The organism is Pseudofrankia coriaricola, from assembly GCF_032027725.1.
GTDB lineage: Bacteria > Actinomycetota > Actinomycetes > Frankiales > Frankiaceae > Pseudofrankia.
Genome location: NZ_JASNFO010000048.1, coordinates 26,146 through 39,419 on the forward strand (window position 1 = coordinate 26,146; position 13,274 = coordinate 39,419).

Annotated in this window: 15 protein-coding genes; 11 read left to right on the forward strand and 4 right to left on the reverse strand. The window is 68.4% G+C overall.

The genetic code is table 11. The annotated features are described in order from the left end of the window. Positions 1–84 precede the first annotated feature (84 nt). A complete protein-coding gene (locus QOZ89_RS25130; protein ID WP_071046342.1) occupies positions 85–993 on the reverse strand; it encodes an NAD-dependent epimerase/dehydratase family protein in 909 nt (302 codons plus the stop codon). Between the two features lie 397 nt (positions 994–1,390). Between QOZ89_RS25130 and QOZ89_RS25135 the strand changes: the two genes are divergently transcribed. The 6 genes from QOZ89_RS25135 (at position 1,391) to QOZ89_RS25160 (ending at position 6,522) form a co-directional block, all read left to right on the forward strand. After that, complete coding sequence (locus QOZ89_RS25135; protein ID WP_071046341.1) at positions 1,391–2,662, forward strand: aromatic ring-hydroxylating oxygenase subunit alpha; 1,272 nt, start codon at positions 1,391–1,393, stop codon at positions 2,660–2,662. A gap of 5 nt (positions 2,663–2,667) precedes the next feature. Further along, positions 2,668–3,000: a hypothetical protein gene (locus QOZ89_RS25140; RefSeq protein WP_071046383.1), complete on the forward strand. Its 333-nt coding sequence runs from the start codon at positions 2,668–2,670 to the stop codon at positions 2,998–3,000. Continuing rightward, positions 2,997–4,241, forward strand: coding sequence for a metal-dependent hydrolase family protein (locus tag QOZ89_RS25145; RefSeq protein WP_071046340.1), 1,245 nt, complete (start codon positions 2,997–2,999; stop codon positions 4,239–4,241). The genes QOZ89_RS25140 and QOZ89_RS25145 overlap by 4 nt, the downstream gene beginning before the upstream one ends. Next, positions 4,234–4,992 carry an SDR family NAD(P)-dependent oxidoreductase gene (locus QOZ89_RS25150; RefSeq protein ID WP_312625684.1) on the forward strand — a complete coding sequence of 253 codons (759 nt, stop codon included), beginning with the start codon at positions 4,234–4,236 and terminating at the stop codon, positions 4,990–4,992. Before QOZ89_RS25145 ends, QOZ89_RS25150 begins: the two co-directional genes overlap by 8 nt. Next, on the forward strand, positions 4,989–5,579 hold the full coding sequence (locus QOZ89_RS25155) for a carboxymuconolactone decarboxylase family protein (RefSeq protein ID WP_071046338.1): 591 nt from the start codon (positions 4,989–4,991) through the stop codon (positions 5,577–5,579). The genes QOZ89_RS25150 and QOZ89_RS25155 overlap by 4 nt, the downstream gene beginning before the upstream one ends. A 394-nt stretch (positions 5,580–5,973) precedes the next feature. Continuing rightward, on the forward strand, positions 5,974–6,522 hold the full coding sequence (locus tag QOZ89_RS25160) for a MarR family winged helix-turn-helix transcriptional regulator (protein ID WP_241841426.1): 549 nt from the start codon (positions 5,974–5,976) through the stop codon (positions 6,520–6,522). A 61-nt stretch (positions 6,523–6,583) separates the two neighbouring features. On the opposite strand, the gene QOZ89_RS25165 is transcribed toward QOZ89_RS25160, so the two are convergent. Next, positions 6,584–7,540, reverse strand: a complete 957-nt coding sequence (locus QOZ89_RS25165; protein WP_312625689.1) for a TIGR03564 family F420-dependent LLM class oxidoreductase — start codon at positions 7,538–7,540, stop codon at positions 6,584–6,586. A 19-nt stretch (positions 7,541–7,559) separates the two neighbouring features. Then, entirely contained in the window at positions 7,560–8,300 is a 741-nt protein-coding gene (locus QOZ89_RS25170) for a hypothetical protein (protein ID WP_071046336.1), read from the reverse strand. 295 nt (positions 8,301–8,595) lie between these two features. Here QOZ89_RS25170 and QOZ89_RS25175 point away from each other — a divergent pair, with 295 nt between their 5' ends. Then, the gene (locus QOZ89_RS25175; protein WP_071046335.1) at positions 8,596–9,345 is read left to right on the forward strand and encodes a hypothetical protein; all 750 of its coding nucleotides are present in this window, start codon (positions 8,596–8,598) and stop codon (positions 9,343–9,345) included. Positions 9,346–9,670: 325 nt separating this feature from the next. Here QOZ89_RS25175 and QOZ89_RS48340 read toward each other — a convergent pair whose 3' ends face one another. Then, positions 9,671–10,618, reverse strand: a complete 948-nt coding sequence (locus QOZ89_RS48340) for a helix-turn-helix domain-containing protein (RefSeq protein WP_312625692.1) — start codon at positions 10,616–10,618, stop codon at positions 9,671–9,673. A gap of 98 nt (positions 10,619–10,716) precedes the next feature. On the opposite strand from QOZ89_RS48340, the gene QOZ89_RS25185 reads away from it, so the two are divergent. From QOZ89_RS25185 to QOZ89_RS25200, 4 genes are read left to right on the forward strand one after another with little or no spacing between them, the layout of a single operon-like run. Next, entirely contained in the window at positions 10,717–11,544 is an 828-nt protein-coding gene (locus QOZ89_RS25185) for an NAD(P)H-binding protein (protein ID WP_071046334.1), read from the forward strand. Continuing rightward, positions 11,511–11,945, forward strand: coding sequence for a pyridoxamine 5'-phosphate oxidase family protein (locus QOZ89_RS25190; protein WP_071046333.1), 435 nt, complete (start codon positions 11,511–11,513; stop codon positions 11,943–11,945). Before QOZ89_RS25185 ends, QOZ89_RS25190 begins: the two co-directional genes overlap by 34 nt. After that, positions 11,942–12,844, forward strand: a complete 903-nt coding sequence (locus tag QOZ89_RS25195) for a haloalkane dehalogenase (protein ID WP_274536481.1) — start codon at positions 11,942–11,944, stop codon at positions 12,842–12,844. The genes QOZ89_RS25190 and QOZ89_RS25195 overlap by 4 nt, the downstream gene beginning before the upstream one ends. Beyond that, a complete protein-coding gene (locus tag QOZ89_RS25200; RefSeq protein WP_083418008.1) occupies positions 12,841–13,245 on the forward strand; it encodes a hypothetical protein in 405 nt (134 codons plus the stop codon). The genes QOZ89_RS25195 and QOZ89_RS25200 overlap by 4 nt, the downstream gene beginning before the upstream one ends. Positions 13,246–13,274 lie beyond the last annotated feature (29 nt).

The following is a 13,274-nucleotide window of genomic DNA, read 5'->3' on the forward strand; positions in this document are numbered from 1 at the left end:
TCGCCAACGAGGTCGAGCGCGAAATGGATTCCCATCTGATCTCGCGCAGGCCGAAGTAGGTCTCCTCGACGCGTCGCGCCTACGTCAGCGCTCATCCGACAGCACCAGCTCGGGGTGACGAGCCTTGATCATTTGCCGAAAGCCATCTCGCCACGCCACCTTGGTGCGGCCGAGCACCTGGTGCATGTAGGCGACGTCGGGCCAGAGCGGGGTGTGGGCTCGGGGCGTGTACTCGAAGATCGGTTCGGCGCCGACAAGCTCGCCCATGTACGCGCAGTAGTCCTCGACGCTGACCGTCTCGCTGCCTGCCCAGTTGACGGTGACGGGCGGGGTCCGGGCGACCTCCATGGCTCGGATGCCCAGCTCGACGTAGTCGTCTTCGTAGATCGGGTTGTAGTTGTTGGGTTTGTCGGGGTGCAGCAGGATCGGCTTGCCCGCCAGTATCGCGTCGAGTCGATCGGCGGGCGTGCCCCCTTCCGGGCCGTAGGTCGAGCAGATCCGGATGATCGTCAATGGAATACCGAAGTGGTTCGCGGCCCATGTGCACACCGCCTCGCCGGCGATTTTCGAGAAGCTGTAGTTCGCCCGCAGCGGCACGCCCGGCCCGTCCGCCTCGGTGAGCGGCCGCTGCCCTGGGTAGCCGTAGACGGAGCCGGTCGAACAGTAGACGAACCCCCTCGCCTTTCGGCAGTGGTACAGCAGTTTCCCGGAGTTTTCGGCGTTCGTCTCGAGGCAGCGGCCCCAGCCCTCCGCACCCGTATCGACAGCGGCGTGAAAGACGTAGGTGAAGTCATCAGGAAGGGACGAGAAGTCACCGGTGGACACGTCGAGCCGCACCGGGATTATGCCCGCGGCCGTCAGCCTTTCCCGATCACCTGGCTTGCTCATGCGCGCGGCGCCCCAGACGTCGTTCCGCTCGGCCAGGGCACGAGCGATCGGAAAGGCGATCTTCCCTGTTGCGCCAGTGATGAGGATCTTCTCGCCGTCGAGCACAACGACCTCCGGTCTCCCGCGCACCCTCGTGCGACGTCGTCAGAGCACGGCAAGGGTTATCAATGCCTTGATGTGCCCGTCAAGGGCGCGTCGACCGAGGGCGCCGCGCCCGCGACCTTGCCGTGTCGGGACCACGAGACGGTCATGACCACCTTGAGTGTCATACCGGGCACGGTGGGAGCCAGAGATGCCGATGGACCGCCACGATCGCCCCGTTCGGACTGTTGCCTTCCACGTACCTAAGGTCGCCAGCCTTGCATATCAAGTACTTAATATCAAGTACTTGCGGATAGCCCAAGGGGGCGTATAGCTTCGACCCGGGGGGTTCCGGGGACGGCCGGACTCCACTGGGGCGCCCCCGGAACCCGTCCCGTCATCCGTGGCAGAGGAGTAGGCAGTGGTTCGTTGGCCCAAGCCGTCCGAGGGCAGCTGGACGGAGCACTATCCGGAACTCGGAACCGAGCCGGTGTCGTACGAGGACTCGATCTCGCCGGAGTTATACGAGCTCGAGCGGGAAGCGATCTTCAAGCGCGGCTGGCTCAACGTTGGGCGGGTGGATCTGCTGCCGAGGACCGGCAGCTATTTCACCAAGGAGATCCACGTTGCCAAGACGTCGATCATCGTGGTGCGGGACAGGAGCGGCCAGGTCGCGGCGTTCCATAACATCTGTCGTCATCGGGGAAACAAGCTGGTGTGGAACGACTTCCCCGGCGAGGAGACGAGCGGCACCTGCCGGCAGTTCATCTGCAAGTACCACGCCTGGCGCTACGACCTCGACGGCGCACTGAATTTTGTGCAGCAGGAGGGCGAGTTCTTCGACCTCGACAAGAACGACTACGGCCTCGTCCCCGTTCACTGTGACGTCTGGGAAGGATTTATCTTCGTCAACCTCGCCAAGGAGCCCGAGCAGCCGTTGCGGGAGTTCCTCGGCCCGATGGTCACCTCGATCGAGGGCTATCCCTTCGACAAGATGACCGAGCGCTGGCACTACCGCTCCGAGGTCAAAGCGAACTGGAAGCTCTACATGGACGCCTTCCAGGAATTTTACCATGCACCGGTCCTGCACGCGCGGCAGTCGCCGGCGAAGTTTTCCAACGCCGCCCAGGAGGCGGGTTTCGAAGCCCCGCATTACCGGATCGACGGCCCGCACCGTCTGGTGAGCACGGCGGGGATCCGAGCGTGGGAGCTGGACCAGGACATGCGCAAGCCGATAGAGGATATCTGCCGCAGCGGCCTGTTCGGCCCCTGGGACATCCCCGATCTCGGCGTTGACAAGCTGCCGGACGGTGTGAACCCCGCCAAGTGTGATCCGTGGGGGCTTGATTCGTTCCAGCTGTTCCCGAACTTCACCATCCTGATCTGGGGTCAGGGCTGGTACCTCACCTACCACTACTGGCCGACGTCGTACAACAGCCACGTCTTCGAGGGAACGCTCTATTTTGTTCCGGCGAAGACGCCACGTGAGCGGATCGCCCACGAGCTCACGGCGCTGACGTTCAAGGAGTTCGGCCTACAGGACGCGAACACCCTGGAGGCGACCCAGACGATGATGGAGTCCCGGGTGGTCGACCGGTTCCCGCTGGGCGACCAGGAGGTGCTGTGCCGGCACCTGCACAAGGAGACGGCGAAATGGTTGGACGAGTACCAGCGCGGCCGGGTGGGGGCGTGACCGACGTGACCGCGAAGCTGCCGCGGGAGTTCGCCGACCTCGAGCCGTTCGTGGCCGACTGGTGCCTGCCGACCGAGCCGGAGCGTTACGACAAGCGTCTCGCCAGCCCGATGGACGACATGCAGACGTACTACGACGCCATCACGCCTCGGGCCGAGGCGGCGATGACCTACCTCGACCGGTACTCCCTCGACGACATGCCTGAAGAGGCCGTCAACCTGCTGTACATGCTGTACTCCATGATCATGGTGTCGTTCCCGGTCGAGTGCTGGCACCAGCAGCGCATCCCGGACTCGGGCGCGGCACACATCGACTGCCTCGTCGCCCCCGTCCCGTGAGCGACGCGATCGTCCTTCGAGCCGACCGCTGGGTGGACATCGTCGCCGGAAAGGTGCGGTCACCCGCTGTCATCGTGGTCGAGGGCAACCGCATCGTCGCGGTCAACCCCACCGCGCCGCCGCCGGCGGCGACCGAGGTCGACCTGGGCGACGTGACGCTCCTGCCCGGGCTCATGGACATGGAGCTGAACCTGCTCATCGGCGGTCCCGGCGGTCCAGAAGGGCTACCGAACCCGATGCACGGCGTCCAGGACGACCCGGTGTACCGCACGCTGCGGGCCACGGTGAACGCTCGCGCGACGCTGCTGGCCGGCTTCACGACCGTGCGCAACCTCGGGCTGATGGTCAAGACCGGCGGCTACATGCTCGACGTCGCACTGGCGCGAGCCATCGACCAGGGCTGGCTCGAGGGCCCGCGGATCATCCCGGCCGGGCATGCCGTCACACCGTACGGCGGTCACCTCGATCCGACCGTGTTCCAACGGCTCGCGCCCGGGATCATGCCGCTGAGCGTGGCCGAGGGCATCGCCAACGGTGTGGACGAGGTACGGACCTGCGTCCGCTACCAGATCCGCCACGGCGCCAAAGTGATCAAAGTGTCCGCTTCGGGCGGCGTGATGTCGCACTCGACGGCGCCGGGTTCGCAGCAGTACTCCAACCAGGAGTTCGAGGCCATCACGGACGAGGCCCACCGGGCCGGCATCCGAGTCGCCGCCCACGCGGTCGGCGACTCCGCCGTCCAGGCCTGCATCCGGGCCGGTGTGGACTGCATCGAGCACGGCTTCCTCGCCACAGCGGAGTCCATCCAGATGATGGTCGACCACGGGACGTTCCTGGTGTCGACGACGTACCTCACCGAGGCGATGGCCATCGAGCGGGCCGCTCCCGAGCTGCGGAAGAAGGCCGCGGAAGTGTTCCCCCGGGCTCAGGCGATGTTGCCCAAGGCCATCGCCGCCGGAGTGAAGATCGCCTGCGGCACCGACGCGCCGGCGATCCCGCACGGCCAGAACGCCCGGGAGCTCGTGGCCCTGGTCGACCGGGGCATGACGCCGATCCAGGCGCTGCGCGCCGCGACGGTCACGAGCGCCGAGCTCATCCAGATGGACGGCGAGCTCGGCCGCCTCGCGGCCGGCTATCTCGCCGACATCATCGCCGTTCCCGGCGATCCGTCCGAGGACATCACCACCACGCGGGACGTCCGGTTCGTGATGAAGGAAGGCCGTATCCACAAACATGGCTGACCAGCAGACGCAACGCGTCGCCGTCGTGACCGGCGGCGCCTCGGGGATGGGCCGCTCGATCTGCCAACAGCTCGCGGCGCGTGGGCACCGCGTCGCGGTGCTCGACCTCGACGGCGACGCGGCACAGGTCCTTGCCGCCGAGCTCCACCGCGACGGCGCCGACGCCCTGGCATGCCGGCTCGACGTGGCTGACCGGCCGTCGGTCGACGACGCGGTCGCGAAGGTACGCAGCGAGTTCGGGCCCGTGGAGATTCTGGTCACGAGCGCGGGCGCGGCGGCATTCGCGTCCTTCACCGAGATCACCGTCGAGTCCTGGCAGCGCATCCTCGACGTCAACCTGACCGGCACCTTCCACTGCGTCCAGGCGGCGATCTCTGACATGGTCGACGCCCGATGGGGTCGGATCGTGACGGTCTCCTCGTCGAGCGCCCAGCGGGGCTCGCCCCGGATGGCGCACTACGCGGCGGCGAAGGCTGGCGTCATCACCCTGACGAAGTCGCTGGCCCGTGAGTTCGCGCCCTACGGGATCACGGTGAACACCATCCCGCCATCCGGTATCGACACGCCGATGTCGCGCCGGTCCCAGTCCCTCGGCGACCTGCCCAGCAACGAGGTCATGGCACGGGCCATCCCGCTCGGCCGGCTGGGAACGAGTGACGACATCGCCGCCGCCTGCCTGTTCCTCTGCTCGGAGGAGGCGGGTTTCATCACCGGGCAGGTCCTCGGCGTCAACGGCGGCTCGGTCATATGACCCGTCTGACGCCGCTGCCGGTCGAGGCGTGGGGCGATGAGGCTCGGGCCGTGCTGCCGGCGTACCTGCGGCGTCCCGAGGTCTTCGCGTCGGGTGAACGGCCGATGCCGAACGTGCTGGGCCTGCTGGCCCGCCATCTCCCGCTCGGCAACGCCTGGCTCGCCTTCAACGAGGTGCTCGCCAGGCAGACCACCCTCGATCCGCGGCTTCGAGAGCTCACTGTCCTCCGAGTGGCGTGGCGCACCCGCTCGGCCTACGAGTGGGCCCAGCACACCCGGATGGGGCAGCAGGCCGGACTCACCGTCGAACAGGTCCATGCCGTCCCGCGCGGCGCCGACGCCGAGGTGTGGTCGCCCGTCGAGCGCGCCGTGCTCGCGGCGATCGACCAACTCCTCGACCGCCACGACGTCGACGACGCCACCTGGACGGAGCTGGGCGGGCACCTCCCCGCCACCGAACTGCTCGAGCTGCTGTTCGTCGTCGGCGCCTATCTGTGCTTCGCCGTCGTCACCAACGGCGCGGGACTGGCACCCGACCCGCCGACCGAGCCTGTCGACGCGCCCACGCTCCCCGCTCCGCACGGCTGATCGCGACCCCGACGGACCGACGGTTCGAGTCACGGTGGACGGTAGGCGGCACCGTCCGCTTCGCCGCGCCGTGTCGTCTGGACCGCCATGCGCCGGGTCGGGTCCGTTTGCCGTCCGCCGACGCCGTCACCGCCCGACGGATCCACCGGGCACCCGGGTGACCGTCGCGGCGCGCCGGGCCTGGGCATCTGTTCGTGTGGACACACCCGTCCGGTGGCGGGTGTTCAATGCGTCGGCCTCGCATATGGTCGGCGTGAGCCCCAAGCCGCTCCACCGGGGACAGCATCAACGCTCGTGAGCGCCACGAGTGGGAGGTCCGCACCACTGTGATCGTGATTGACCGCCGGGGCTCGGCCACGCAGTGCCCTGAGGCTCGACCTCTCCACGCCCGGTCATGCTCGGCGACAAGCCGATTCAGGGAATGCGCGCTGACCGCATCCAGCGCCCGATCCGGTCATTGATGCTCGTGGACAGCGATGATCACATAACCTGGCTCCTGAAGCAGGCCTCGCATTATACCCGGCGAGCGGTAAATGACGCTATCCGCGGCTACGGCGTCACGTCGGAGCAGATCGGCGTCCTCAGGCGTTTGGCCGAGACTCCCGGCCTGTCCGGCGCGGACCTGGCCCGGCGGTTACTCATCACGCCGCAGGCATCCCAGCTGGCGCTGGCCACGCTGGAGAGGCGGGGCCTGATCGAACGAAAGCCCGACAGGAACCACGGGAGGATCCTTCGCGCCTACCTCACGGAGAAGGGCTTGAGCGTCACCACGGACTGTGTCGATGAGGCCCTCAAGAGCGAGGAGAAGCTGCTCGAGGTGTTCGACGCCGCCGAGCAGGAGACGCTCCGGGAACTCCTGCGGCGGCTGACGGCCCGCATGCCGCCGGACGGCGACCCGGCGGCGGATGACGATGCGGCGGCGAACGGCGACGCGGCGGACTGAGCCTGAACGGGCCCGGCCGGAAACTCCACTCCGCCGTGGGCGGGCGGTCGTACGCGGGGGGTCAGAGTTCCGGGCCCAGCGTGGCGAGGAACTCCTGGGTCCGGACCCGTGACCGCAGGCGGGTGGCCGGGTCGGCGCCGAGCGGCACTATTCGCGCGGCGAAGTCGGTGACGCCGGCGTCGCGGTAGCGCTTCATCCGCGCCACGATGGCCGACTCGTCCCCGGCGGCCATGGTGTCGCCCACGCCCTCGGCTTCCCCGTGTTCAAGCAGGCGCACGTAGTTCGGTGAGATGTCGGCGTGGCCGAGTACCTCGCTCGCAAAGGCCCGTGCGTTGTCGACCTCGCTGTTGAGGCACAGCGCGACGGGTACGCCCGCGATGATGCGCGGCGCACCCCGCCCCGCCCCGGAGGCCGCTTTGGTGATACGCGGGGCGATGTGGCCGGCGATGGCCCGCTCGTCGGCCATCCAGAGGACGGTCCCGGACGCTTGCTCGCCGGCGATACGGAGCATGACCGGGCCGAGCGCCGAGATGACGACCGGCATCGGGACGGGGTCGACGACATCGAACGGGCTGTGCACGTGGTAGGTGTCGTTCTCGACGTCGACCGGGCCGGGTCCGGTGAAGGCCTGGTTCAGCACGGCGAGGTAGTCCCGGATCAGCGCGGCCGGCCGCTCGTAGGGCAGGCCGAGCTGGTCCTGGACGATCCAGTGATGCGACGGTCCGAGGCCGAGCGTGAACCGCCCCCCGCACGCGGCCTGAGTGGTGAGGACCTGCTGCGCCATCGGGATCGGGTGACGCGTCTGCAGGGGCACGACCGCCGTGCCGAGCTCGATGCGTTCGGTCACGTGGCCGGCGAGCGCGATCGCCGTCATCGCGTCGAGGTAGCCGGGGATCTGGGGAATCCACATGGAGGTGAACCCGGCACGCTCGGCGTCCTGTACGTCGGCCACCAGCCCAGCCAACCGGTCGGCGCGCGAACGTTCCTTGTCCGAGCCGACCATCAGGCCGATGCGCATCTCGTCCTCCTTCTCGCCATCAGGGAAGGTACCGGTCCCACGCGTACGGAACGACCGGGTAGAAAGGGCCAGCCAGCAGCCGTGAGACCGCCGCTGTCTCCCAACGCCGTTCGAGCACGGGACGCAGCCGCGCCGCCGTGTCAACCGGGTCGTCGTCGAGGAAGCAGTAGGTGATCTGCTGGCCGGCCGCGGCGGTCGAGAACGCCGTCGGCGTAGACGTCGCCGACCAGATGCCGGCCACGCCCGGAATCTCGACGAGCGCGTGGGTCGGTGCCGTGCCCTGCTCCAGCAGCACGTAAACGCCCGTGACCGGCCGCCAGGGCAGCACATCGGCTCCAGCCCTGATCCGTGGGGCCGCGGCTGTGGCTTCGACGGTGTAGACGCCGCGTTGCACCGGCGGCAGCACGAACGGCGTCCGCCCCGCGTTCCGCAGCGCGACGGAGAGGTCGTTGAACTCCTCCAATCCCACGATGTCGGCGAAGAAGTACGTCATCACATGGTCGGCGCCGTCGTAGCCGGCGTGGCTCGCCGCGCGGGCGGCCCGGCAGTTGGGCGTCGACACGAGCCGGAGCGACGCGCGCAGGGTCGGCAGCCGCTGCTGCTCAGGCCGATGATCCAAGGTGTGCCACTCGAGGTAGTCGGCGTCGCCGCCGTCGGGGTGGCGCGCCGCCATCGACACGAAAATGGTGGTGATGTCCGTCCGTCCGGTGGCGAGGATCTCCGGGACGTCGTCCGACGGTATGCCGACTCCGTCGAGCACGATGATCTCCGTCTCTTGCGCCGTGTCCCCACTCGGTACCTCCGCGCAGAGTATCGATTATCAAGGACTTGATGTAATGGGTTGTCAAGGACTTGATGTAGCGGCGAGGATAGCGGCCATGGCAGCGCTCGTCGGCCCCCCTCGGACGAGGCCACCGAAGTCGGGGGCAGCGGACCGGCCGGCGCCGAGGCGGGCTCGGCGTCGGGTCCGCGGCCGTGGTTCGCCGCCGAGGCTCCCGTCGTGCTCGGCCCCGACGCCGCGCCGCACCCGCCCTGACCACGAGAGGAAGTCGCCCATGTCCGCCCTCGTCGGCACCCCGTCGGACGACGTCCCGGCGATGCTCGCCACCGGTCGAACCGATGTGACCACGATCTACGTGTCGATGTCGGCGCGCCACCCTGAGGGCCGCGATGCCGACTACCTGGCGTGGCACTCGCTCGATCATCGCCCCGAGCAGCATCGGCTCCCGTCCCTGCGGGCGTCCTTTCGCCTGGTCTCGACGCCAACCTGCCGAGCGGCCCGAGCGGCCGGCGACGGGCGCTACGACGCCACCGACCACGTCATGACGTATCTGTTCACCGACGTGGCCGGATTGCCGGCTTTCAACGACCTGAACGTCGCCATGATCGATGCCGGCCGGACGCCCTACCTCCTCCCGCTGGTGGAACGGGCCGTCTACCGCCTCGACGGCACCGTCGCGGCGTCCCGGATCAAGGTCGGCGCCGACGTGCTGCCATGGTGGCCGGTGAGAGGCGTGTACATGCTCGTCGAGCGCGGCGACGCCTCGCCGGCGCCCCTGGCCGACGTCCCGGGCGTCGGCGGCGTGTGGTGGGGCGGCGCGCTGCCGATGCAACCGCCGTACACGACGAGGAACAACGCCGGACTGCGGATCAGCTACTGCTTCCTCGACGACGACCCGGTGGCCGTGGCCGAGGACTTGCGGCCCTTGCTGGAGAAGCGGTGGAGCGATGCCGGCGTCGAGCCCCTCCTGGCCGCGCCCTTCCACGCACTCGTCTCCTACGACTGGGCCCGGTACCTGCCGTGAACGATCCCGTCCACGATCGGCCGTGTGTCGAGATGCCACGCGGGACCGGGCGCGCGAAGCGGTCCACCAGTCCGACCGGCCGTGGCCGAGGCGCTGCTCGTTCCACCATCCACCATCCACCAGCTGAGCTAAAGCCAAGCGTGGCAAACCTGATGTCAGCCAACAAAGGACGCCGTCAACGCCGCCGCGGCCTACCTCTGCGACAACCACGCCGCCACCGACCGGCCCGGCGCGCTGTGGCACTACAACCTGACTTGGGACATTTTAGTCGTCCAGCGCCCCTGGTGGGGCGGCCCGACGCCCGGGACACCCGGGGGTGGCTCGCTCACCTGCCGGCGGTCAGGAGGTGGGCGACTCGGCTGGCTTGCGCCGTGCGCAGCCGGACTTCCACCTGGCCGGACCGGGACGGATTGGTTGTCCCAGCGTCATAGGCGAAGCAGATCCGGTCCGGCCGGTCGGCGACCACCTTGATCGTGGAGCGGATCGGATGGGCATGTGGCACGTCGATGTGTTTCATCCGGCCGGCCCAGACCACCAGGCGCCCGGCCGTGACCGCGATGGCGCCGGAGGCGGCCTCCTTGCTCCACGACGTCCACTCGCCCGGAGCCCGGTAACGGCGGTACGTGACCGACCCGGTCAACCCCTCCTCCAACAGGACCAGCCCTTCGGCGGCGAGTTCGGCGCGCAGTTGCTCGGGTAACCGGCCCGAGCCAATGCCAACCAGCATGCGCAGCAACGGGTGCACACACCGCAGGTTAGCCGCGCCGGTCAAGCACTGACGCGGGCCTGCTTCGGCAAGAATTCGGCGGCTACCGGTCCCCCCGCTGACGGCCAGACCCCGGTCGCTGGTGCGGCGGCGCTGCCCTCGTCCCCCCGCGCCGACAGGCTTGTAACCACGAGCGGCGAACGTTAACGGTGCGGTCGCCACCTCGTCGCTTCCCGGTTGCCAACGTTCTTGGCCATACCACTCCGAGAGCGCCGCGAACAGCGGTGCCAGACTGCGGCCCAGTTCGTTGATCTCGTACTCCACCCGCGGTGGGACCTCGGGGTAGTAGGTGCGCTCGACGAGCCCGTCGCGTTCCATTTGCCGTAGCCGCTGGGTCAGCACCTTGGGCGTGATCGTGGTGAGGCGGCGCGACAGCTCCACGAATCGCTGCCGCCCGAACTCGTTGAGCACCCACAGGATCGGGGTGGTCCAACGGCTGAACACGATGTCGACCACGGGCGCGATCGGGCATGCCTGCTCCGGATCGACCTCGGTGAGCTCGGTCACTTCCACACTGTTCCCCAATACTTTCCTCTAGGTACCTACCAGCTCCCCGGTCGTAGCTTGGCCGAGTCAGGAAAACGAACTCGGATTTGGGAGCGAACATGATCGTGGTAACCGGAGCGACGGGCAACGTGGGACGGCCGCTGGTGGAGGCCCTGGTCACCGCCGGCGAAGAGGTGACAGCGGTCGCTCGACGGATCGCTGCCCAGGATGTGCCCGCGGAGGTGGCGTTTCAGCAGGCCGACCTGCTCGAACCGGAGAACCTCAAACCTGCCCTCGACGGGGCTGAGGCGCTGTTCCTGCTGACCTCTGGCGAGTTCATGGGGGCCGGCGGCAACCTCGGCGACGTCCTCGAAGTCGCGCGAGCCGCCGACGTTCGGCGGGTCGTCTTGCTGTCCTCCCAAGGCGTCGTCACCGGGCGCCATCCCTCGAACCTGGAAAAGGCCGTTCAGCAGTCGAGTCTGGAATGGACAATGCTGCGGCCGAGTGGCTTTTACTCCAACGCGCTCCAGTGGGCCAAAATGGTCCGTACGCAACGGATGGTTGCCGCGCCGTTCGGCGATGTCGCGATACCGGGCATCGATCCGGCTGACATCGCCGAAGTCGCCGCGGTCGCGCTGCGCGACGCCCGTCACGTAGGCAATACCTACACTCTGACCGGGCCGGCGCCGGTCTCACCCCGGCAGCAGGCCGCGGCGATCGAGGCCGCACTGGGCGAGCCGGTGCGGTTCGCCGAGCAGAGCCGCGAGGAGGCTCGGGCCCAGATGCTGCGGTTCATGCCCGAGCCGGTCGTGGAAAGCACTCTCGACATCCTGGGCCTGCCTTCGGCCGAGGAGCAGCAGGTGAGCCCTGACGTCGAGCAGGTCCTTCGCCGCCCGGCCCGCACCTTCTCCGAATGGGCGGCGCGCAACATCGCGGCCTTCAAGTGACCCGCGCGAAGGCGAAGCGGTTGTTGGCCTCGGCCGAGGATTTCCTGGCCGAGGCGAACGTCGCGACGCTGACGACTGTCCGGCCCGACGGCTCTCCTCATGTGGTGGTGGTGCGTTTCACCTGGGACGACGACGCGGGGCTGGCGAGGGTGATGACCGTCGCCGCCTCGCGCAAGGCCAGGAACCTGACCGCAAACCCAGGTGGCCGCGCCGCTCTTTGTCAGGTGGCGGGTTTTCGCTGGATCACGATCGAAGGCACGGCCACGGTGTCCGACGATCCCCGCCGGGTGGCCGAGGGGGTGCGCCGCTACACCGGGCGCTACCAGTCCCCGCCACCCAATCCGCCAGGGCGAGTCGTGATCGAGATCGCGATGGACCGGGTGACGAGCCTCAACATCTGACGTTCCACTCAACGCGACAAAAGGAATCTCTCATGCCTACCAAGAATGTTCTCGACTCGACGATCTTCTATCGTGAGGCCGGCACCGGGGCGCCGATCGTCTTCCTGCACGGCAATCCCACGTCGTCGTACGGGTGGCGGCACATCATGTCGGCCGTCGGCGACCCAGGCAGACGACTGGCGCCGGACCTGATCGGCATGGGTGACTCGGGCAAGCCGGACATCGACTACACCTTCGACGATCACGCCCACTATCTGGACGCCTGGTTCGACGCGCTCGGTCTCGACGACGTCGTACTGGTCGGCCATGACTGGGGCGGGGCGCTCGCCTTCGACTGGGCCGCACGCCATCCCGGCCGCGTGCGGGGCATCGCGTTCACCGAGACCATCGTGAAGCCGATGTCGTGGCAGGAATTCCCCGAGGCCGGCCGCGAGCTGTTCCGGTCGATCAAGACTCCCGGGATGGGCGAGACGATGATGCTGGACCAGAACGCGTTCATCGAGGCATTGCCCACCATGGTCGCCCGGCTCACCGATGAGGACTTCGAAACCTATCGCAAGCCGTATCCCACGCTCGCCAGCCGCCGGCCGCTGCTGCGCTGGGCACGATCGATGCCGCTGGACGGGGAGCCGGCCGACGTCGTGGCCAGGGTCGACCGCTACGACGACTGGCTCGCGGCCAGTACCGACGTGCCCAAGCTGCTGATCACGTTCCAGCCCCTCTTCGGCGCGATGATGGGCCCGGAGCTCGTCGACTGGTGCGCCGCCAACATCGCCAGTCTCGACATCGCCGGGCACGATCTTGCCTCCGGCCACCAGACCCCGGAGGACCAGCCCGAAGCGATCGCCACCGCCATCGCTTCCTGGCTGGACAAGCACGACCTGCGAGCAGCTGGGTGAGCGGTTATGGCGGTTTCCAAGAACGGACCCGGCAGACCGCCGAGATCGTCGCGGCAGCGTGCCTGCCACCACTGGTGGCCGGCGCGGGTGGCCACGTGCCGGGGCGCGAGGACACCGGTCACGTAGGCATGCGCGACCAGGGCCGCTCTGCCGGTCACGCCCCACCCCCGGCCACGCATACCGTGGACACGGCGCCTCCGCGCGCCTCGCGCGGCCCTCCCTGTCAGCTCGCGGAAGACGAGCTCCGCGACGTGGCCGACCTCGAACAGCACGCCACCGCCGTGTACCTGAGCAAGCCCGCCGCGCGGCTGAACTGGAACATCCTGAACCGCCTGGTCACCGAGGCGCCCCCGCCAGCCGACACAGAAGCCATCCTCTACCAGATCCTGCGCGAGACCTGAACTCAGCCATCTTCGGTAACATCGCGAGA